This window comes from Hafnia sp. HMSC23F03 (assembly GCF_001816025.1).
Taxonomy (GTDB): Bacteria; Pseudomonadota; Gammaproteobacteria; order Enterobacterales; family Enterobacteriaceae; genus Hafnia; species Hafnia paralvei.
Genome location: NZ_KV824214.1, coordinates 372,733 through 394,786, shown reverse-complemented (window position 1 = coordinate 394,786; position 22,054 = coordinate 372,733). Strand labels below are relative to the sequence as shown.

The window sequence follows — 22,054 nt, the reverse complement described above, 5'->3', positions numbered from 1 at the left end:
ATCCTTTATGGAGATCTACCATGGTTTCGCAGCAAAGTGGTCTTGAGTTACAGCAGCAACATGACGGTTTTACTCTTATTTTTCAGAATCGCGTATTACTTAAACACTCGTCAGAGAGCCCTTGCTTATGGATTGGGCATGGCAAAGCTGATATCGATATGTTCCGTGGTAATTTCAGTATCAAAGATCGGTTAGGTGAAAAACTGGCTCTGATTGATGCTGAGATTTCATCTACGGCATCGGGTTTTAACATTCGTTTTAGCCGTGGTGATGTTGCTCAGGCAACGTTAAACGTTGCTATTGATGCTCACGATCGTCTTGAAATGAAGCTCAGTAATGCCGACAGTGAAAATAATCGCATGTGGCTGCGTTTAGCCGCAGAACCGCAGGATCATATTTACGGTTGCGGTGAGCAATTCTCCTATTTTGATTTACGTGGTAAACCATTCCCTTTATGGACTAGTGAGCAGGGCGTTGGGCGTAACAAGCAAAGCTATGTAACTTGGCAAGCCGATTGCAAAGAAAATGCCGGTGGGGATTATTACTGGACCTTTTTCCCGCAGCCAACCTTTGTGAGCAGCCAGAAGTACTTCTGCCATTTCGATAACAGCTGCTACATGAACTTTGATTTTTCCGCACCTGAATATCATGAACTGGCTATTTGGCAGGATGAAGCTGTGCTGCATTTTGACTGTGCGGATAGCTACATCACTCTGCTGGAGAAACTCACCGCGCTGCTTGGACGCCAGCCAGAATTGCCAGACTGGGTTTATGACGGCGTAATTTTGGGCATTCAGGGCGGCACCGAGGTTTGTCAGAAAAAGCTGGATGTCATGCGTGAACATGGCGTGAAAGTCAGCGGTATTTGGGCGCAAGACTGGGAAGGTCGCCGCGTGACTTCCTTCGGTAAACGTTTGATGTGGAACTGGCGTTGGGACAGCGAACTTTATCCCGAGCTTGATAAGCGTATTCCACAGTGGAAAAAAGAGGGCGTGCGTTTCTTGGGGTACATCAATCCGTATGTTGCCATCGAGAAAGAGCTCTATGCGGAAGCGGCTGAAAAAGGTTATCTCACCAAAGACTACAGCGGTGAAGATTATCAGGTGGAGTTCGGTGAGTTTTATGCGGGGGTGGTCGATCTCACCAAGCCTGAAGCCTATGACTGGTACAAGAATGTGATTAAAAAGAATCTGATCGAATTTGGCCTTGATGGCTGGATGGCAGATTTTGGTGAATATCTACCTACCGATACCGTATTACATAACGGCGTTGATGCCGAAATTATGCATAACGCGTGGCCTGCGCTATGGGCAAAATGCAACTACGACGCATTGGTAGAAACGGGCAAATTAGGTGAAATCCTGTTCTTTATGCGCGCAGGATATACCGATAGCCAGAAATATTCCGTGATGATGTGGGCCGGTGACCAAAACGTTGATTGGAGCTTAGACGACGGTCTTGCATCGGTTATTCCGGCTGCTTTATCGCTGGCAATGACTGGGCATGGTCTGCATCACAGCGATATCGGTGGTTACACCACGCTTTTCGATATGAAACGTAATAAAGAATTGCTAATGCGTTGGTGTGAATTCTGCGCTTTCACTCCGTTAATGCGTACCCATGAAGGGAATCGTCCAGACGATAATTGGCAGTTCGATCATGATATAGAAACCATTAGCCAGTTTGCACGAATGAGCCATATTTTTGTCGCTCTAAAACCCTACATCAAACAGGCGGTTAAATTTAATTCGCAGTCCGGTTTACCGGTAATGCGTCCACTGTTTTTGCACTACGAAGATGATGCTCACACCTATAGCCTGAAATATCAGTACTTGTTTGGCCGCGATCTGCTGGTGGCACCGGTTTATGAAGAAGGGCGCACGGATTGGTCACTGTATCTGCCACAGGATAACTGGATAAACCTGTGGACAGGCGAACCACATGCAGGCGGTTGTGAAGTGACTGTCGCTGCGCCAATGGGGCAACCTCCGGTGTTCTACCGCGCAGACAGTGAGTGGGCAGAACTCTTCGCCTCATTGAAGACGCTATAAGTAAAGTCTCTAGTCCCTTAGCCTCCCTCGTTCGAGAGAGGCTGAAGGGAGGCTATCGTGGTTTATACATGGAGAACCACCATGACTCAGGTTTTAAATAACAATAATGAACCGGCAAAATTATTATTGCCACTGCGGGAAAAAATTGCTTATGGCATGGGCGATTTGGGCTCAAATATATTATTAGATATTGGTACGCTTTATTTATTAAAGTTTTATACCGATGTATTAGGCATACCCGGCACCTATGGCGGTATTATTTTTCTTATTGCTAAATTCTTTACCGCATTTACCGATATGGGCACCGGCATTATGCTGGATTCCCGAACCAAAATCGGGCCCAAAGGTAAGTTTCGTCCATTCGTACTCTATGCAGCGTTTCCGGTTACCTTGTTAGCTATTGCCAACTTTATTGGTACCGGCTTTGAAATTACTGGAAAAACCGTAGTCGCTACGGCGCTATTCATGCTTTATGGCCTGTTCTTCAGCATGATGAATTGCTCATATGGCGCGATGGTACCAGCTATCACTAAAAACCCTAATGAGAGAGCATCTCTTGCCGCATGGCGTCAGGGCGGAGCGACGTTGGGGCTACTGTTATGTACCGTGGGTTTTGTACCCGTCATGGATTTAGTTGAAGGAAACTCTCAGCTTGGCTACATCGTAGCGGCCACACTCTTTTCTCTGGTCGGGCTGTTCTTTATGTGGTGCTGCTATGCCGGAGTAAAAGAGCGTTATGTAGAGGCACCAGCAACCCATAATGCGCAGGGAAGCGCGCAGAAAAAACCGGGTATTTTGCAATCCTTCCGAGCAATTGCGGGTAACCGTCCACTGTTTATCTTATGTATTGCCAACCTCTGTACGTTAGGGGCATTTAACGTCAAATTAGCCATTCAGGTTTATTACACCCAATATGTGCTTAATGATCCTATTTTATTGTCATATATGGGATTCTTCAGCATGGGGTGTATTTTCATTGGCGTATTCTTAATGCCGATGGCGGTACGTAAATTCGGTAAAAAAACGGTGTATTTAGGGGGGCTCGCCATCTGGATTATTGGCGATGTGCTCAACTATATGTACGGTGATACCTCGGTAACTTTTGTTCTTTATTCATGTTTGGCCTTCTTTGGTTCAGCATTCGTCAATAGCCTAAACTGGGCGCTGGTGTCTGACACGGTAGAATATGGCGAATGGCGTACTGGTATACGATCTGAAGGCACTGTCTATACCGGATTCACCTTTTTCCGCAAAGTATCACAGGCCTTGGCCGGCTTTTTCCCAGGTTGGATGCTAACTCAGATTGGCTATGTTCCTAATATTGCACAGGCTGCACATACCATTGAGGGACTTCGTGAGCTGATCTTTATCTATCCGGCTGCGTTGGCTCTGACGACGATTGTGGCAATGGGCTGTTTCTACAATTTGAACGAGACGATGTATGTGAAAATTGTGGGTGAAATTGAAGCGCGCAAGCGTGATACAAGCCCAGTTATCTAATAAAAAATCTCACTTATGGCAGGCCGCCATGAAGTTAATTAAGTTTTGTGGCGGATAAGTGTGGGCAATATAATAATGAAAGGACCTGTCAGATGGAAAATTTAGAACATCAGGATCCCGTTACCCTAAAGTTATCACTACGGGAAAAAATCGCTTATGGCATGGGTGATTTTGGTTCGAATCTTTTACTGTGTATTGGCACGTTGTATTTGTTGAAGTTCTATACTGATATTTTAGGTATTCCAGCAATTTACGGAGGAGTGATCTTCCTTATTGCTAAGTTCTTTACGGCTTTCACCGATATTCTTACTGGCGTTCTAGTCGATTCTCGTCGGAATATAGGTGTAAAGGGTAAGTTTAAGCCGTTTATTTTTTATGCTTCTTTGCCTGTCGCTTTACTGGAAGTCGCTAATTTTATTCACGTTGACGTTTCTATTAATTTAAAAACGGTGCTAGCGACGGTCTTGTTCATGCTGTTTGGATTATTTTACAGCCTGATGAACTGCTCTTATGGTGCGATGGTACCCGCGATAACTAAAAACCCTCATGAACGAGCATCCCTTGCCGCATGGCGTCAAGGTGGGTCTACTTTAGGCCTATTGCTATGTACTGTCGGTTTCATGCCAATTCAGACTTTATTTTTATCCCAACCCGAATTAGGGTATTTAGTGGGCGCATCTGTATTTGCTACTTGTGGTTTACTCTGCATGTGGTGGTGCCATTCTGGTGTGAAAGAGCGCTATGTTGAGCTTGTTCCACTCCACCATAAACCAAGCATTTTCAAATCGTTTTGTGCCATTTTTAAAACCCGCCACTGCTGGTGCTGTGCATTGCTAATTTATGTACTTTAGCTGCATTTAATATAAAACTGGCGATTCAGGTTTATTATACCCAGTACGTTTTACAGGATATTAATCTATTAGCCTATATGGGATTCTTTAGTATGGGCTGTATCTTAATTGGTGTTTTGTTAGTGCCAACAGCGGTAAAACGTTTTGGGAAAAAACAGGTCTATTTGGGTGGGCTAATGCTGTGGGCCTTAGGCGATGTGCTCAACTATTTCTATGGTAGTTCGTGGGGAAATAGCTCCGTTGTTTTTGTCGTATTTTCCTGTATGGCATTCTTTGGCACGGCATTCGTCAATAGCCTGAACTGGGCGCTGGTACCGGACACCGTTGACTACGGAGAATGGAAAACAGGTATTCGTGCTGAAGGATCTGTCTATACAGGATATACGTTTTCGCGAAAGATATCGGCGGCACTCGCTGGTTTCTTGCCTGGAATAATGTTAACTCAGATTGGCTATATTCCCAATGTCATCCAAACTGAGTCGGTATTGGAAGGGTTACGAAGGCTCATATTTATTTATCCTTGTGTATTAGCGATTATTGCGGCTATTACTATGGGGTTATTCTATAAGCTGAGCGAAAAAAGGTTTGTGCAAATTATTAATGAGTTAAATGCAAGGAAACTCGCTAAATAAATTAGTTCTAGTATTTAAACCGACATGCTGTTATTACCTTCAGGACTTTTTCCTGAGGGTGATATTTGTCAATTTTCATGATGTCAGTGATTTAATATTTCAATAGGGATTTGTCATGAATAAAATAAGTGCAGCAATAATATTAGCCTCTTTTATATCTGGAACTGCTTATGCCGGGGCTTATCTTGAGACTCGAGAGGCTTATAATACGGCTTCAGAAGAAAGTGAGATTATCCTGCGTGGTGGCTATAACTTTGATAATGGTTCGGGGTTAATGTATACCAATGCTTATAATGTTGGGAAAATGGATCAGTTAAAGCATAGCTATAACGAACTGGAGGGATGGTATCCATTGTTCCATCCCACAGAAAATTGGACGATTTCACCTGGCGGGTTAATTAATTCAAGTAGTGCGGGTTCTGGCGGCGCTGCTTATTTAGATGTAAATTATAAATTTCTATCATGGTTTAATTTAACAACTCGATATCGCTACAATCATAATAACTATGACACAATCGATACCAATGGCGAATATGATAAAAATGATACGCATGAAATGGCAATGTACTGGAATTTCAAGGTTAGCGATCAGTTTTTATATACCTTTGAACCACACTATTTCATCCGCGTTAATGACTTCAAAAGTAAAAATGATGAAAGCCATCACTGGGAAATTACTAACAAGTTTAGCTATAAAATAGATGATAACTGGATGCCTTATTTAGAGCTGCAATGGCTAGACCGGTGGGACTATTATAATCGCGAACAATACCGCATTCGTTTAGGTTTACGGTATTCATTCTGATCAATGACATAACGCTCTCCCCGTAGGGAGGGCGTTATTCACCTTCCCCAACCTCCAAATTTGATATCACCTGTTCGACATCGTTAACGCTGCCAATTTTTATTTCACTGGTGCGGTTCATTTTGCTTTTATCGATCAGCAGGAGGGATTGCAGCGCACGTTTGAGCAGCAGGGACTTGAATTCGGCGTTATAGCTGTTGGAGTCCCAGAGAATGCCTTCTTTATCAATACCTTCACAGGAGAAGATAAACAGGTCGATTTCAAGCTCTTTTAGCTGAGAAATAATCGCAGGATTCACATAGCAGGCATATTTTCGCTGCAATAGGCCACCGGAACTTATCAGTTGAATATGTTCTCGTTTGGATAGCTCCTGACAGATCCGTACGCTGTTAGTAAATACGGTGATATCAATATCTGGTAGCTGTTTGGCTAGATACCAGCAGGTTGAGCTGGCATCAAGCGCGATAGTCATACCCTCATCGATCCACGGCAGCGTTTGGCGGGCAATATCGGCTTTACTGGTGAAGTGGCTTTTTAGGCGGGCGCTGAAAGGATCACCGCTGTCTTGAGTATCGCGCTTGATACTTTTGGCACGGCCATGCTGACGGATGATCTTTCCCTGAGCCTGAAGCGCATTGAGATCGCGTCGGATCGTTTCTTTACTGACATGCAGTAGATCGGCAAGATCTTCTGTGGTTAGCGTTTCATGCTGTCGGATGAGTTGTACGATTGCCTGATGGCGATCTGTTTTCACGGTGGCTCTCCTCTCACGAAAAACCATGCGTGCGGCTCTCGCTTAATGGCCGACGCATGGCTGAATGCAGCAGAGCAAGAGATTAAGGCGTCACTCCTTTTTTTAACAGTATATTCCCGTATTTAGCCGTCTCGCCTGTGATAACGATCGCAAAGGCCTTTTGAGCGCGTTCATAAAATGCGAAACGATCGATACGTTCAATTGTAAGCTCGTTCTGCTCATGGTGCGTAAGAGCCTGTAAATAGCGCTGTTCGACGCTGGGATCGAGTGTGTCCCCAGCGACAGCGGCCATCATAACCAGCGGTGGGGCATAACTATCGAGCTCGAATAGCGGGATAATGGCTGCCAGCAGATCGCTGACCTTTAAGCCATCGGCTCTAATGACTTTTGGTCCCATGCTATGCGCGGGGAAATGCGCGTCGGAGAAAATGATTTCGTCGCCGTGCCCCATTTCAGCCAAGGTCTTGAGTAGCTGCGGTGAAATGAGCGGGGAGATATTTTTTAGCATTTCAAACTCCTTCTAAAATGGGGTTATGACTGGTCGTCAGCTCACGGTATTCAGCACTTTGCTCGCTGGGATAATAAGACTGATAGCGATAGTTAACCTGTTGGCGAGCCTGCTCGGGAGAGTCGTAATAGCCAACGCCGCTCCATGCAAACATAGCGGCACCGAGTACGGTAGTCTCAGCATCGTGCAGAACTTTGATCGGCAGATTTAATACGTCTGCTTTAATTTGATTCCACAGCGCATTGCGACTGCCACCGCCGACCAATAAAAGTTCTTTTGAGGTGAATCCGCCGATATTTTCCAGTAACGCGAGATTTTGCTGTAGCTGCCAAGAAAGTCCTTCCAATGCAGAGCGATAGAAGTGGCCGCGCTCAGTATGCAAACGCATTCCACTCCAGCCAGCCGATGAACGGTTATCAAGCAGTTGGCAGTTCATCCGCAATCCTTCGCTACCGGGGCTAATATTGGCCGCTTCTGCAATCATCTGGGAATAGACGTCCGGTAGCTCGCCGTTAGGCCAGTAAAGCTGACGCACTTTTTCCAGCACACCTGAAGCAAGCCACTGTAGACCAGGATTGAACAAACCTTCACAGCTGTCCAACTCGCAGGTAGAGCCAATAAAACGTGGCAACAGTGATGTATTGACCTGCGGAGTTCGCACCATCAATATTTCCCATGTGCCGGATGACAGCACCGGTTGATCGAGCCCCGCTCCTGAACCAAATAGGGCAAATTGGGTATCGTGTCCGGTAGCAATGACCGGTGTACCCGCAGGAATACCAAGGCGTTCCGCCATGTGCGGTAATAAATGCCCAATATGTTCCCCTGCCGCAACGATACGGGGAAAGAGTCCGATAGGGAGCCCAGTTCGCTGTAAAATCGTGTCGCTAAACGTTTCCTGACGTACATCGAGCAGTTGGCTTGTGCCAGCCATTGTGCGATCGGTGGTGAACTCACCGGTGAGACGTTGGTTAATCAGCGATGAGATAAACAGCCATGCATGGGCTTTTTCTAGCAGTTCTGGGCGGTTTTCTTTCAGCCATATGAGTTTATATAACGTGTTGAAACTGAATTGACCGATCCCCGAAATAGTTTGTAGTTCGCCGGGAGTAATGTAGCGGTCAATCTTTTCCATAATCGCCGCCGTACGTGGACATTTCCAGCTAATGACGGGGTAAAGTAGTTCACCATTGGCATCAACCAGAGCACCATCAACGCCAAACGTTGTTACGCTGATGGCATGAATTTTAGCGCCACCAAGTTTAGGCATGATTCTCTGGCAGCAATCGGCAAAGCGTTGCAGGATGTCATCGAGTGACCAAACGTGCCATTGGTCATTTTCTGTGGCGGGCTGGCTGGCGTTTGGTGTGGTCGCTTTGGCAACAACGATGCCTTGAGCATCAACCGCAATGGCGCGGACATTAGTGGCTCCGCAGTCCAAAATGATCACCACATCATTGTTCATGGTGGCTCCTCGTTAGTATTGATCCGTCATACTTCAAGCTTGCATTTTGTTGTCTGCATTCACTTACCCGAGTACTCGTTCTGACTAGAGTAAGCTCATCACAATGTGCTGACTTGCAGCCTCAATGAAGCTCGAATTATTGAAGGTATAAATGCGCAGATCCCCACCCGACCATCACCCATAGAAGGCGCGGTTGGGTGGGGTAAGCCATCAGCCTTTATTTTTTATACAAAGGTCCATAGTTTTGGCAGGCACGGTAGTCTTGGCCTTCAATATCCATGCCGTGTGCGCCCCATGAGGATGGACGGTAGATATCACCGTCAGCCACGTTATGCATACAGACAGGAATACGCAGCATAGAGGCTAGCGTAATGAGGTCTGCACCTACGTGACCGATGGTGAGCACGCCGTGGTTTGCGCCCCAGTTCGCCATGACCGAATAAACATCGGTAAACGGCCCTTTGCCGGTCAAACGCGGAGCGAACCATGTGGTTGGCCAGGTTTCGTTGGTACGCTTGTCGAGAATGTCATGCACATCTTGCGGAAGCTCAACGCTCCACCCCTCGGCAATTTGCAGTACCGGACCAATGCCCTTAATGATGTTGACGCGCGACATGGTGAACGCGACGCCGCCGCGGGTGAGGAATCGAGATGAGTAGCCACCGCCACGGAAATATTCGTGGATCGCAGGGCACCATTCCGTTGCTTGCAAGCAAGCATCAGCTTCTTTCTGGCTGATTTCCCAATGGGGTTTCATCGTTGGTTTACCCTGCGCGTCAAGCTGACGGCAAGAACCGTCCAGTGCCGCAGAGCCAGAGTTAATCAGGTGAATGATCCCGTGCTGAGCGTGACCAGTAAGTTCGCTGCCCGTAACGCGTTTGACCGCTTCAGGTGACCAATAGGTACGCACGTCAGCAAATACTTGAGCGGTGCCCGTCAGCATATGGCCTAGCAACATGGCGACGCCGTTGAGGCTATCGTTTTCTGTGGCAACCACGAAAGGTTTGCGTACACCGTTCCAGTCAAATGAACTGTTTAGCAGTGCTTCGGCGGTATCTCCGTTTGGATATTGATCTGTCCAGTGACGCTGCCCTTGGAAACCAGCGGCGATCGCGTTATATCCAAGCGACTCCTCCACAAAGCCTTGCTCTGCCAGTTTGGCGTTGCCCTGCATCATGTCGCGAATGCACATCGCCATGAGTAAACTTTCACGCAGTACCGCACGGCTGCTTTCAGGAGAGCGGCGATACTGTTCGGCGTTCAGGTCTGGGCCGAAACGGAAGTTTTCATCAGCCCATGCCAGCGCTAGCTCAAGCTCTTCCTCATCATAAATTTTCTGGTCGATGCGACGACGTAGCTCAGTCATATCGACCGACTGCACTTTCATTCCCAGCCAGGATTCGAAGAAGTTGTGGTCGACGATAGAACCGGCGATGCCCATCGATACGCCACCCAAAGACATATAGCTTTTGCCTTTAATACCTGCAACGGCAAGACCTGCGCGAGCGAAACGCAGCAGCTTCTCTTTGACGTCGGCAGGAATACTGTCGTCGCCGCCGTCTTGCACATCGTGACCATAAATAGAGAAGGCAGGAATACCTTTTTGACTATGTGCCGCTAGTGCGGCGGCTAGGTAAACGGCGCCAGGACGTTCGGTACCGTTAAAACCCCAGATGGCCTTCGGACGCATTGGGTCCATATCAATGGTTTCACTGCCATAGCACCAGCAAGGCGTTACAGTAATGGTGAGTCCAACGTTTTGGCTGCTGAATTTATCTTCACAGGCAGCGGACTCAGCCATTCCGGCAATGCAACCGTCGGCAATCACGCACTCCACCGTAGCGCCACAGGCATGGCGCAGATTTTCACTCAGGAGTTGTGCGGTGGCTTTCGCCATATTCATGGTTTGTTCTTCAAGCGACTCACGAACCCCCATGCGGCGGCCATCAATGACGGGGCGGATACCAATTTTGGGCAGGTTTTTAATAGGTAAGTGTTGGCTATTCATTCTTATTCCTCACATTAATCAGTAATTTATTGTCGTTAAGGTTGAATTGCTTAAGCCGTTACGCGCGGCAGGACGTTTGATCTGAATTTGGCAAAGATGAAAATAATGGCGAAGCACAGTGCAGGGATCAGTTCAGCCGTTGGAATATTGCCGGCAGCGTCGCTGACGAATCCCATAATCGGAGTCACAATGCCGCCGCCGATGATGGTCATCACGATGATGGATGAACCGTATTTGGTATCTTGATCTAACCCTTTGATGCCTAGGGAGAAAATAGTCGGGTACTGGATTGACATAAACATGCTGCACAGCGTTAGCGCAATGAGGCCGACGTGGCCACCGGCGGCTGCGGAGATAACGCACAGCACCATAGAGATGAAGGCATATACGGCAAGTACTTTATGTGGGGCGTAGTGGCGGATAAGCCATGTGCCGCTGAAACGACCAATGAAGAAACAAACCATGGTTGCAGTTAGGTAGTTTGCTGCAAAACCTGGTGTTGTGCCTGGTAGTTCTTCGATGGCGTAACGAATCAAATAGCTCCAGCAGGCGGTCTGAGCACCGACATAGCAGAACTGTGCTAATACCGCCCAGCGCCAGTGACGAATCCGTAATAGACGAGCCACTGATTTCAGCAGAGAGCCGCCTTTATCACCACTATGTGCATCACTCTGGATAACAGGGAACTTGGTAAAGGCAATCAGCAGCGCGACAAATAGCACAATGGCGACAATCATCATGTAGGGTGACTGCACGGCTAATACTAAACTGTGGTTGTATGCGGTTAGCTGCTCTGGCGACATCTGAGCCAGTACATCGGCTGACTGATGAGGAACATGGGATAAAATAAGCCCCTGACCAAAGACCACAGCGATAATAGCGCCAAAGGAATTAAAGGTTTGAGCCAGATTAATTCTGAAGTGCCCGGTTTCTTCTGGCCCTAATACGGTAACGAAAGGATTTGCGGCAGTTTCTAAACAACCAAGTCCCGCGGCAATAATAAATAATCCGATAAGAAATAAGGTATAGTTCATCCCCTCGGCGGCAGGCCAGAAAAGTGCTGCGCCTATGGCGTAAAATAAAAGACCGGTAATAATCCCTGCTTTATAACTTAGCTTTTTCATTAATATCCCAGCAGGGATCGGGATTAGGAAGTAACCAAAGTAAAATGCCGACTGAATCAATCCAGCCTGAAAATTAGTTAAGGTGAACGCCTGTTGAAACTGTGGCAGTAAAATATCGTTGAGGTTGTTAGCCACTGCCCATAAAAAGAATAACGAACATAATAATGCGAAAGGGATTAAATAGTTCCCTTTGCGTTCATGGCTAGCAACGCGGTAGTTTTCTGACTGGATCGAAACGTTTCCCATAGCGCCCTCGTTAGGTCATACAGAGATATTGAGTAAATCCGTTCTTATTCCGCAGTCACGTTCACAGGCACTCTCCGTTCAATGGGAGGCGGGGTGCAATCATGCCGTTTATGCGGTAAGTGAAGCTATTCTTAAAATAAAAAATCACTAAAAGTATGAGTTCAGTCACATTCGATATTATTGGCAGGGGAAGTGTGAACGTGGTCACTTTAACAAAACAAAAAACATGCCCGTTTTAATCAATGACCATAAAAAAAACACAGTTCGCGTGACCGATTATTTAATTTTTCATTTAAACGGTCAGTTCTTTGTTTATAGAGTGAATAATTGACCGTTTTTATATTGTTATGTTTAAACGGACATTTTTATTTCTGATTTTATCCACTTGTTGAGTATTGATTCACTTATTGTATTGAACTGTGTCACATATTTTTATTTGAGCGTTTATTGTTGTTACGGGGAGGGGGAATATATCCCCATCATACTTCAAGTTGCCTTTTTGTTGGCAGCGTTTACTTGCCACTTCAATGCAACTCGAATTATTAGGGTATAGATGCTACGTACTTGGCCATATTAGTGGTTCCATCAATGATCAAAGAGGCAACAAATGGAAAGAGATTCATTGGCTCGTGAAATTATTCATACTTGTTTAGAAATGACTCGTCTGGGGTTGAATCAGGGCACAGCCGGTAATGTCAGTGTGCGTTATCACGACGGCATGCTGATTACTCCTACGGGGATCCCGTATGAGAATCTGACTGAATCTCATATTGTCTACATTGATGCAGACGGTAAGCATGAAGAGGGGAAAGTGCCTTCCAGCGAATGGCGCTTCCATCAAATCGCCTATCAGACGCGACCAGAGGCTAATGCAGTCGTGCATAATCATGCCGTTCACTGCACCGCCGTTTCTATTTTGAACCGTCCGATCCCGGCCATCCATTATATGATTGCTGCCGCTGGTGGCAGCACTATACCTTGCGCCCCTTACGCCACTTTTGGCACGAAAAAGCTGTCTGAGCATGTTGCCGTGGCGCTGAAAAATCGTAAGGCCACGCTGCTACAACATCATGGAATGATCGCTTGTGAAGTGAATTTGCAAAAAGCATTGTGGCTAGCTCACGAAGTTGAAGTTTTAGCTGAACTTTATCTCTCAACATTGCCAATCGTTGATCCGGTACCGGTATTGTCTGATGAAGAAATCGCCATAGTGTTGGAGAAATTTAAAACCTACGGCCTGCGCGTTGAAGAGTAGGGCTGCCGTAAAACATTTCTCACTAAGGAGTATTCATTATGGCAAATCGAATGATTTTGAATGAAACATCGTGGTTTGGGCGTGGCGCGGTGAATGAGCTCGTGCCTGAGGTGCTGCGCCGTGGCTATGGCAAAGCATTGATCGTGACAGATGCGCAGTTGGTTGCCTGCGGTATCGTGGAGAAGGTGACGTCTAAATTGGACGCGGCAGAGTTGGAATATCAAATCTTTGATGAAGTCATGCCAAATCCGACTATTGCCGTCGTTCAGCGCGGGCTGGCGGCTTTTGATGCGAGCGGAGCTGACTATCTCATCGCCATTGGCGGTGGTTCGCCGCAGGATACCTGTAAGGCTATTGGTATTATCAGCGCCAATCCAGAGTTTGAAGATGTGCGTAGCTTAGAGGGCGTCTCCCCAACTCATAGCCCAAGCGTACCTATTCTTGCCATTCCGACCACGGCAGGAACAGCGGCAGAGGTGACTATTAACTATGTGATCACTGACGAAGAAAATCGCCGTAAATTTGTCTGCGTTGATCCTCATGATATCCCGCTGGTGGCTTTTATTGATGCCGATATGATGGACGGTATGCCAGCCAGTTTAAAAGCGGCGACCGGAGTAGATGCGCTCACTCATGCGATTGAAGGGTACATTACACGCGGTGCATGGGAACTCACCGATACGCTGCATCTCAAGGCGATTGAGATCATTGCCCGTTCGCTGCGTAACTCGGTAGCTGGTCAGCCAGAGGCCGTAGAGGATATGGCGCTGGGACAGTATGTTGCGGGGATGGGATTTTCTAACGTAGGTTTGGGCCTAGTCCATGGGATGGCTCATCCGTTGGGCGCGTTTTACAACACGCCGCACGGCGTTGCTAACGCGATTTTGTTGCCACATGTGATGCGTTATAACGCAGCCTATACTGGTGAAAAGTATCGCCAGATTGCGCAGGCTATGGGCGCTGATGTGGCTCATGCTACTTTGGAACAAGCGCGAGAAGCGGCGATTCAAGCGGTTGAAGCACTGAACCGCGACGTGGGTATTCCTGCTTCGTTGAAAGAGGTGGGAGCACGAGAAGAGGATATCTCTGATCTGGCACAGGCCGCTTTTGACGATGTTTGCACCGGTGGGAATCCGCGTGAGGCAAAACTAGAAGAGATCAAAGCGCTGTATCGGCAGGCCATGTGAGGCATCTATCTTTTAGCTCAAACTTGGCTAAGTGTTAGTAAGACGAGCCACGCAGACAGGGTGTCTGCGTGGCGTTTGTGGCGAGCTCTTATCGTACGCTTACACCAGATATTCTATAGAAGTAATACAGTTAATCAGCGGACGAAATACTCACCGGTTCTTCCAAATGCATATCGCATTAAGCCTGACGTTTGAATAATCCTGCGATTTGGAAGCAGCTGAAAGAGCTGAACAGCATTTCAATACCCACAATCGTGGTGACCAATGTTACGGACATCACTGGGCCTGCGGTAATGAACATGGCTGCGATGATCAAATCGAGAATACCAATCACGATTTGCAGCCAAGCACCGTTGACACCGCGCAGTTTAAATCCAGCGGTTAGACGAATAATCCCACCCACTGCAAACAGCGTCGCCAGAATCACCGACATAGTGAAAATCCCAACGGCCGGATTAGTAATAAATACGTAGCCCATAATGATATAGGCTGCACCCATCAGAATTCCTGCCACCATCGGCCAGAAGTTACGAGTACGGTTGGCGATCATCCCGATAATCAAACCAATACCGCTAAGGACGAATAGTGTGCCCACAATTGCGCTCAAGGCCGCGCCGGAGGCAAAGGGATTGATCAGGCAGAAAATACCGCCTAGTAACAATAGGAATGAAATAACCAGCAGCAGAGTACGCTGTTTTTTTAGAAAGTTTCCGTCCAGACCGAGCAAACTTTTACGATCAATATTTAACATGATGAGACTCCATTTTCTTCGGTTGCGTTCGGTAGTTAAATCACTGGCTTATTATAGTCATACGTTATGAATGAAATGGGCGCAAAGAATGTCGTTAATCGATCCTATTGATAAATGGAAAGCAAAGCTGCCAGTCATGGGGGCGGTTGCAGCAGGGCGGGGATAATCAGGGATAAAAAAAGCCACCGTAAACGGTGGCTAAAAACAGCAATATGAGAAAACGTTAGATGTGTGCTAAGCGGTTGTGCTCTTCACGTTGGCCTGGCATGCGAATGGTCGCAGACAGCACCAGTGAGATGACGAGCAGTGTCATAATGACGGAGAAGGTCACGATGAAACCACCAAACATAGACGCAATAATTGAACCGATGATGCTGCCGATACCGAAGCCCAGATAGAGCAGGCCGTAGTTTTTGGTCAAATTGTTTAGGCCAAAGAAGTCACTGACCAGCGATGGATATACGGTAATGGTGCCACCGAAGCTGAACGCGATGCAGGCTACTGACGCAAAGAACAGTGACTCATTCAGAGGAATAAACAACAGGGTACCCATACCGATAAGCGAGATCACCTGAGCTAAAGAGATAACTCGGATGCGCGCCATTTTGTCAGACAGAATGCCCAGAACTAAACGACCCGTTAGGTTAGCGATAGCAATTACAGTGACGGCGCTGGCGGCGGTGATAGCTGGCAGATGTACCATGCCTTCACCAATGTCTTTAGCTACACCGATAACGTACAAACCGCTCATGCAGGCCGTCAGGAACATCAGCGCCAGCATCCAATACTGTGGTTGGCGCACGGCTTCAGCTAGCGTGTAGTCCTGAGCGGTGCTGATGCCTTGGGTGTTTTGTGTACTGGTTTCTTGTTTTGGCGCATCTTTCATTAGCATAGCACCAGCCATGACCATCACCATCGCCAAACCCCCCCAGATGATAAAGGTTTGTTCTAAGCCGTAGGTGGCTAGCAGATGAGTATCGATATATTTGAACCCCAGGCTACCCAAACCGTAAGCACCAATAGCACAGGCTGAAATCATACCTTTGCGCTCAGGGAACCATTTTACGCAGTTGGAAAGCGTCATTAGATAGCCTGCGCCGTCGGCCAGACCCACTAAAACACCCGCGCTCAAATAAAGCATAACTAAATTGTTCGCGTGAGAGGTCAATACAAAGCCAAGTGCTAATACTGCGCCAGCGGCGATGGTGACTTTGCGTACGCCGAAGCGATCCTGCAATTTACCCGCTACGGAAGAGGCCAGCGCTAATGCGAGGCTCAGTAGACCAAAGGAAAAGGCGACGCGACTGATCGGCTCATCTAATTTTTCAGACAGAGGGCCGTTAAACAGGCTCCACGTATAAACGGAACCCAGAGCGAACTGAGTAATGATGGTGCCAACCAGAGTTAGCCAGCGGGTGCGATTGTAATTTTGCATGCCAGTCATATTCATGATGCTGCTCCAGATAAATATTTATTAACTGTGAGTATGTTAAGGCTATCTATAGGGCAGCGATCCATTCAGGGAATGAATAGCCTGAGTGCAGGAATGAAATGCATTAAAGCGGGAATGAATGAACGAAAAACGGGGTAAAAAGGGGGATTTTACGGTGATCCACAATTGATGTGGATCACATTTATCTGATATTAATTCACTGGTGAGGGCGTTTTAGAGCGGCGTTTCGACTAAAACTCCGCTGGAAAGGCAGAAGCATCCGCTGATTGTGCCAATGGGAATATTCAATGATTCACCAGAAACCAGCAGATGCGTGTCTGCGCCAACGGTGAATTCAAACTCTCCAGTGACAATGCGAGTGGTGATGGCCTGTGGCTGCTTGCGTAACTGGCTGAAAGCACCAGATTCAAACGTCATCTCTGTGGCAGGCTTGCCGTTGCCGAGAATTCCGTTGCGGCGGGTAACACCTACAGCAAACTCTTCGATCGGAGTTTGTGCTTTGAATGTCTCCATGAAACCTATCCTTATTGTTGCGGTTTTTTGTTTCTATGTGAGTTGCTAAAAAAGCAGGGCACAGACTACCACTCTGGCTGCGAACAAGCATCAAACGAGGGGGATTTCGTCGGAATAAGATTAATTTGTTTCGATTTTAATCAGATAATTCTCGCAGGGCTGTTCACCACTTGAAGCCCCTAAAATGCAGGCATACACTAGCGCGTCGATTGATTTTGAGATCGTCAGCCCCTGTCAGCTTTTGACGAAAACCGTTCTTAACGTATATGTTTAACAAATATTGTTTTTAACGCGTACTGTTTCTAAAAGTTCTGCCGCAGGTTTTTCTCCGTCCGTCACAAAACACCTTAATTATGATTGTTAGACCTCAGCAACATTGGTTTCGCCGCCTATTTGTGTGGCATGGCTCTGTGCTACCTAAAATACTCTTTCGCCTAAGTTTAAATTTTGCTTTTGCCTGCATAGCTGTCGTTTGTTACCTATGGCACGAATTGTTGGATATTAATCTGACACTGGCTCCGTTCAGCTTGCTGGGCGTGGCGATTGCGATCTTCTTGGGGTTTCGCAATAACGCCAGCTATGCGCGCTTTACGGAAGCGCGGCTGCTATGGGGAAATTTGTTAATCACCGAGCGATCGTTACTGAGAGAAGTCAAAAGCCTGATGCCGGATCCCGCTGAACAGGCGCGCTATTTTACGGCTCTGCTGATTGCCTTTACTTATTGTCTGAAGCATCAACTGCGTAAAACGGATATGCATGGGGATCTCGATCGCCTGCTGCCTGCGTCTGAACGCAATTCCGTGCTCAACAGCCATTCGCCGTGCAATACGCTATTGTTGAAAATGGGGATGTGGCTGGGGGAGCAGAGAAGGCTGGGGCGCATTAGCGATATTAACTTTCATTCGATAGATAATAATCTGAACCACCTTTCCTCTATTTTGGGTGGCTGTGAGCGTATTTCAAACACCCCGATCCCTTTTGCGTACAGCCTGATTGTGCACCGCACGGTTTATCTGTTTTGCGCTCTGCTGCCGTTTGCTTTGGTGTCGGATCTTCATTACCTCACACCGTTGGTATCGGTATTTATCTCTTACACCTTTATTTCTCTGGATTCATTGGCTGAGGAGTTGGAAGACCCGTTCGGCTTAGCGCCAAACGATCTGCCGCTTAATGCCATTTCAGCAACGATTGAAATTAATCTGCGGGAAATGATTGAGGATGATGAGAAGCCAACGCCGATGAAACCGGATCATCATTGTTTGCTGAGCTAAGTTTTAGTCTTGCTTGCGCTAGATGAACTCCCCTTGATGGGGAGTTCGCTGACTTAACGTTAGATCAAACCGGTGAACGATTTTGTCCCACGGCAAAAATATCATAGAACGAGAGTTCTGATTTTTTCTGCATAATGGCACGTAGCTTTTGTTTTCGGGAGTCATCGACCTGAGGCGACTGCAAAATGCTGTCGACCAGAGCATCTGGCACCATGCGGGTGTTATACCATTCGCCGTTGAAACAAACGCGTAGATCCAGCACGTCGATATCTTCGTAGTGGTAGCGCGGGTTAACGTCAAAGAAGAAGAACAGATTCAGCCCAAAAAACAGTAGCGTCATTACCCAAGTAACATCCGCTAGTGTTTCCGATTGCAACATCACCGCCAGCGTAGCCGCGTAGGCCAGATACATGCCTACGAATAAACCAGGATGCTTTTTAATGAAGCTGATGCTGAAGCGGGGACGATTATCGCGACGCTCGGCTTTATTTACCTTCTCGATTTCCTCTTTGAGGATGCGTTCAATTTCGCTCATGGTAAGTCACCTGTAGTGATGTTACAGCTTGATAACATAATTCTATCATTTTTGTGTGGTTTTGGGCGCTCAATGTGATTTGAGCCCCGCGGCTGTCATGAGCAGACGAAACAGCATCGACACGCAGCCCAGCGCTAACACGCTTCCTCCCCAAATTGCGACCAGCCATAACAAACGTTTCCACAATGGATTAGTCACGGTTTTTGCCTCAGAAATCGACATAATTTTCTCCTGATTTTGGACTATAGCCATCAGTGATACCCCTCATCTGCGCTGATTTTTCCGCGGAATACGTAGTAGCTCCAGAAGGTATAAACCAAAATAATCGGGATGATAAACAGGGCACCTACTAGCATAAAACCGAGGCTTTGCGGTGGTGCTGCGGCCTGCCAAATGTTGATTGACGGTGGAATAATATTGGGCCAAATGCTGATCCCTAATCCGCTAAAACCGAGAAAAACCAGCAACAACGTCATGATAAAAGGAAGGTAGTGGCTGTCATTGTGAGTGCCACGCCAGATAATCCCCGCGCAAACCAGTGTCAAAACAGGAACCGGTAGCAGGAATAAAATATTTGGCATGCTAAACCAGCGTTCAGCGATGGCGCTGTGCGCCAGCGGTGTCCAGAGACTGATGATGCCAATGACGGTAAGCAGAGCCAGCAGTAGTGGGCGTGTGATGCGATACATCTTATGTTGTAGCTGATGGCTGGTTTTCATAATGAGCCAAGTGCTGCCTAGAAGTGCATAGGCCAACATAAGCCCAACGCCGCAGAACAGATTAAACGGTGTGAACCAGTCAAACGCGCCGCCGACAAAGGTGCGTTCCATCACGGGGAAACCATTGATGACTGCACCCACGACGAGACCTTGCATAAAGGTGGCACAGCCGGAGCCGACGATGAATGCTTTATCCCAGAAATTACGGTGGGCTGGCAGCGCCTTGAAACGGAACTCAAAGGCGACGCCGCGGAAAATCAGCGCGATTAGCATTAGCGTCAGCGGTATCGATAGTGCATCAACAATCACCGCATAGGCCAGTGGAAATGCTCCAAACAGCGCTGCGCCACCGAGCACTAGCCAAGTTTCATTGCCGTCCCAAACTGGAGCGACCGTGTTCACCATCATGTCGCGCTCTTGCATATCTCGCGTCACTGGCAACAGCATTCCGATACCTAAATCAAAGCCGTCCATCACGATATACATAAGAGTGGCAAAGATAATGATGGCGAACCAAATCAGTGGCAGATCGATGCCCATTAGTGTGTCTCCTGCTGATGAGATGGCGTAGCGGAAATACGTCCGGCGGCGGTGGGTAATACCCCATTGCCATCCGATGACGAATGACTCGGCTCTGGTCCTTTGCGGATCAGACGCATCATGTAGGCGTAGCCCACGCCAAATACCGCGCCATAGACCACAAAGAAGGTCAGTAAACTGATACTCATATGCAGATCGCCATGGGCGGAAACGGCATCTTTCGTTCGCATCAAACCATGCACAATCCATGGCTGGCGCCCGACTTCAGTGGTTATCCAGCCCGCTAGAATGGCGATTAGCCCAGAAGGCCCCATCCAAAAAACGAAGTGTAGGAACGGACGCGAGGTATACAGCCGCTGTTTGTAGCGCAGCCACAGACCGATCGCACCGAGCAAAATCATCAGCATCCCCAAACCCGCCATAATGCGGAACGACCAGAACACCAACGGAGAGTTAGGGCGATCTTCTTTGGCGAATTCGGTTAACGCCGGAACCTGTTTATCTAAACTATGAGTCAGGATGAGGCTGCCAAGGTAAGGAACCTCCAGCTTAAAGCGGGTTTCTTCACGCTCCATATCGGGTAAACCAAATAGAATGAGCGGCGTTGCCTCTCCCGGTTTGTTATCCCAATGGCCTTCGATAGCCGCTATCTTGGCGGGCTGGTATTTCAGCGTATTAAGACCGTGCATATCACCGATAAAAGCCTGAAGCGGAGCGACAATCAACGCCATCCATAATGCCATCGAGAGCATTTTTCGGGTTGCCGGCGTGTCGTTGCCGCGTAGCAAATGCCAAGCAGCAGAAGCTCCCACAAAGAAGGCGCTGCTGAGGAACGCCGCGGTCGTCATGTGCAGCAGGCGATATGGGAATGAAGGATTGAAAATTACCGCCAGCCAGTCAACCGGAACCACTTGGTTATTAACGATTTCGTAGCCCTGAGGAGTATGCATCCAACTGTTGGAGGCAAGGATCCAGAACGTCGACATCAGTGTGCCAAGTGCCACCATGCAGGTGGCAAAAAAGTGGAGTTCTTTACCAACCTTGTTCCATCCGAACAGCATTACGCCCAGAAAACCGGCTTCCAAGAAGAATGCGGTGAGCACTTCATAGGTTAACAGTGGGCCGGTAATACTGCCGGCAAACTGTGAAAAACCGCTCCAATTAGTGCCAAACTGATAGGCCATCACCAAACCGGATACGACGCCCATACCAAAATTGACAGCGAAAACTTTCGCCCAAAAATGATAAAGCGTGCGGTAATCAGGATGACGTGTTTTAAGCCATAGCCCCTCGAGCACGGCCAAAAAGCTGGCTAACCCGATAGTGATGGCGGGAAAAATAATGTGAAAGGATACCGTAAAGGCAAATTGGATCCTGGCAAGATGAAATGCATCTAATCCGAACATGGACAGCCTCGTACTGACATAAAGTTCTGTCTGAAAATTGCAGGTGAGAGAAACGGTGCGCCGGACGATCAAGGCCGGAACGATGGAGAGGATCTTACGGGCTGTAAAATAGATATGACAGAAACAGAAATGTTGTTTTAATGTATAACAGTTTGATTTGGATCATGGCGTAGCCAACATGCGTTTTACCTTTCATAGGCAGTTTAAATGAGCGTTGAAGGGCGGAGATCGTGGGATGACGAGGCTTAATCAGGGGGCTAAGTGGCAAAATACGAAGATTTGGTGAAACGAATTCGTGGACAGATCACCGCTGAAATCTGGCAGGTCGGTGATAAGTTACCTTCTTTGCGCGAGCAGGTGGTGCATTCCGGACTCAGCCTGATGACTGTTATGCATGCCTATCAGATTCTTGAAAGTCAGGGGTGGATCGTTTCACGTCCACAGTCTGGGTATTATGTAGCACCACAGGCAAAATTTTTA

19 protein-coding genes and 1 pseudogene are annotated in these 22,054 nt (G+C 47.5%); 8 read left to right on the top strand and 12 right to left on the bottom strand.

The window, feature by feature from the left end:
- Positions 1 to 20: 20 nt before the first annotated feature.
- From HMPREF3091_RS07545 to ompL, 4 genes and pseudogenes are all read left to right on the top strand, one after another.
- Positions 21 to 2,051 carry an alpha-glucosidase gene (locus HMPREF3091_RS07545; protein ID WP_070715095.1) on the top strand — a complete coding sequence of 677 codons (2,031 nt, stop codon included), beginning with the start codon at positions 21 to 23 and terminating at the stop codon, positions 2,049 to 2,051.
- 81 nt (positions 2,052 to 2,132) lie between these two features.
- Complete coding sequence (locus tag HMPREF3091_RS07540) at positions 2,133 to 3,551, top strand: MFS transporter (protein ID WP_070715094.1); 1,419 nt, start codon at positions 2,133 to 2,135, stop codon at positions 3,549 to 3,551.
- A 92-nt stretch (positions 3,552 to 3,643) separates the two neighbouring features.
- Positions 3,644 to 4,959 (top strand): annotated as a pseudogene (locus HMPREF3091_RS07535) (glycoside-pentoside-hexuronide (GPH):cation symporter); the annotation flags it as partial.
- A 190-nt stretch (positions 4,960 to 5,149) separates the two neighbouring features.
- Positions 5,150 to 5,839, top strand: coding sequence for a porin OmpL (ompL, locus tag HMPREF3091_RS07530; protein WP_004093383.1), 690 nt, complete (start codon positions 5,150 to 5,152; stop codon positions 5,837 to 5,839).
- 34 nt (positions 5,840 to 5,873) lie between these two features.
- Here the strand turns inward: ompL and fucR are convergent, their stop codons facing one another.
- The 5 genes from fucR to fucP form a co-directional block, all read right to left on the bottom strand.
- Entirely contained in the window at positions 5,874 to 6,593 is a 720-nt protein-coding gene (gene fucR / locus HMPREF3091_RS07525) for an L-fucose operon activator (protein ID WP_070715091.1), read from the bottom strand.
- Between the two features lie 82 nt (positions 6,594 to 6,675).
- A complete protein-coding gene (gene fucU, locus HMPREF3091_RS07520) occupies positions 6,676 to 7,101 on the bottom strand; it encodes an L-fucose mutarotase (RefSeq protein ID WP_070715089.1) in 426 nt (141 codons plus the stop codon).
- A gap of 1 nt (position 7,102) precedes the next feature.
- Positions 7,103 to 8,566 (bottom strand): L-fuculokinase, encoded by a 1,464-nt coding sequence (gene fucK, locus HMPREF3091_RS07515; protein WP_070715087.1) that lies wholly within the window; start codon positions 8,564 to 8,566, stop codon positions 7,103 to 7,105.
- A gap of 217 nt (positions 8,567 to 8,783) precedes the next feature.
- Positions 8,784 to 10,574, bottom strand: a complete 1,791-nt coding sequence (gene fucI / locus HMPREF3091_RS07510; RefSeq protein WP_070715085.1) for an L-fucose isomerase — start codon at positions 10,572 to 10,574, stop codon at positions 8,784 to 8,786.
- 50 nt (positions 10,575 to 10,624) lie between these two features.
- On the bottom strand, positions 10,625 to 11,944 hold the full coding sequence (gene fucP, locus HMPREF3091_RS07505; protein WP_070715084.1) for an L-fucose:H+ symporter permease: 1,320 nt from the start codon (positions 11,942 to 11,944) through the stop codon (positions 10,625 to 10,627).
- Positions 11,945 to 12,551: 607 nt separating this feature from the next.
- On the opposite strand from fucP, the gene fucA reads away from it, so the two are divergent.
- On the top strand, positions 12,552 to 13,199 hold the full coding sequence (gene fucA, locus HMPREF3091_RS07500; RefSeq protein WP_004093374.1) for an L-fuculose-phosphate aldolase: 648 nt from the start codon (positions 12,552 to 12,554) through the stop codon (positions 13,197 to 13,199).
- Positions 13,200 to 13,237: 38 nt separating this feature from the next.
- Positions 13,238 to 14,386 (top strand): lactaldehyde reductase, encoded by a 1,149-nt coding sequence (fucO, locus tag HMPREF3091_RS07495; RefSeq protein ID WP_070715082.1) that lies wholly within the window; start codon positions 13,238 to 13,240, stop codon positions 14,384 to 14,386.
- Positions 14,387 to 14,564: 178 nt separating this feature from the next.
- Here fucO and HMPREF3091_RS07490 read toward each other — a convergent pair whose 3' ends face one another.
- The 3 genes from HMPREF3091_RS07490 to HMPREF3091_RS07480 form a co-directional block, all read right to left on the bottom strand.
- Complete coding sequence (locus tag HMPREF3091_RS07490) at positions 14,565 to 15,137, bottom strand: HdeD family acid-resistance protein (protein ID WP_008814776.1); 573 nt, start codon at positions 15,135 to 15,137, stop codon at positions 14,565 to 14,567.
- Positions 15,138 to 15,360: 223 nt separating this feature from the next.
- The gene (locus HMPREF3091_RS07485; RefSeq protein WP_004093361.1) at positions 15,361 to 16,587 is read right to left on the bottom strand and encodes an L-lactate MFS transporter; all 1,227 of its coding nucleotides are present in this window, start codon (positions 16,585 to 16,587) and stop codon (positions 15,361 to 15,363) included.
- Between the two features lie 216 nt (positions 16,588 to 16,803).
- Positions 16,804 to 17,103, bottom strand: coding sequence for a cupin domain-containing protein (locus HMPREF3091_RS07480; protein WP_039187780.1), 300 nt, complete (start codon positions 17,101 to 17,103; stop codon positions 16,804 to 16,806).
- 353 nt (positions 17,104 to 17,456) lie between these two features.
- On the opposite strand from HMPREF3091_RS07480, the gene HMPREF3091_RS07475 reads away from it, so the two are divergent.
- Entirely contained in the window at positions 17,457 to 18,374 is a 918-nt protein-coding gene (locus tag HMPREF3091_RS07475) for a bestrophin family protein (protein ID WP_004093355.1), read from the top strand.
- A gap of 64 nt (positions 18,375 to 18,438) precedes the next feature.
- On the opposite strand, the gene HMPREF3091_RS07470 is transcribed toward HMPREF3091_RS07475, so the two are convergent.
- The 4 genes from HMPREF3091_RS07470 to HMPREF3091_RS07455 all read right to left on the bottom strand — a co-directional run bounded on the left by HMPREF3091_RS07470 (position 18,439) and on the right by HMPREF3091_RS07455 (position 21,574).
- On the bottom strand, positions 18,439 to 18,909 hold the full coding sequence (locus tag HMPREF3091_RS07470) for a YlaC family protein (protein ID WP_070715080.1): 471 nt from the start codon (positions 18,907 to 18,909) through the stop codon (positions 18,439 to 18,441).
- Positions 18,910 to 18,978: 69 nt separating this feature from the next.
- Entirely contained in the window at positions 18,979 to 19,107 is a 129-nt protein-coding gene (locus HMPREF3091_RS07465; protein ID WP_172635540.1) for a DUF2474 domain-containing protein, read from the bottom strand.
- A 53-nt stretch (positions 19,108 to 19,160) separates the two neighbouring features.
- Complete coding sequence (cydB, locus tag HMPREF3091_RS07460) at positions 19,161 to 20,168, bottom strand: cytochrome d ubiquinol oxidase subunit II (RefSeq protein WP_070715079.1); 1,008 nt, start codon at positions 20,166 to 20,168, stop codon at positions 19,161 to 19,163.
- Positions 20,168 to 21,574, bottom strand: a complete 1,407-nt coding sequence (locus tag HMPREF3091_RS07455; RefSeq protein WP_070715077.1) for a cytochrome ubiquinol oxidase subunit I — start codon at positions 21,572 to 21,574, stop codon at positions 20,168 to 20,170. The genes cydB and HMPREF3091_RS07455 overlap by 1 nt, the downstream gene beginning before the upstream one ends.
- Positions 21,575 to 21,835: 261 nt before the next feature.
- On the opposite strand from HMPREF3091_RS07455, the gene HMPREF3091_RS22860 reads away from it, so the two are divergent.
- On the top strand, positions 21,836 to 22,054 hold a 219-nt coding region (locus tag HMPREF3091_RS22860), incomplete at its 3' end, for a GntR family transcriptional regulator (RefSeq protein WP_246839962.1).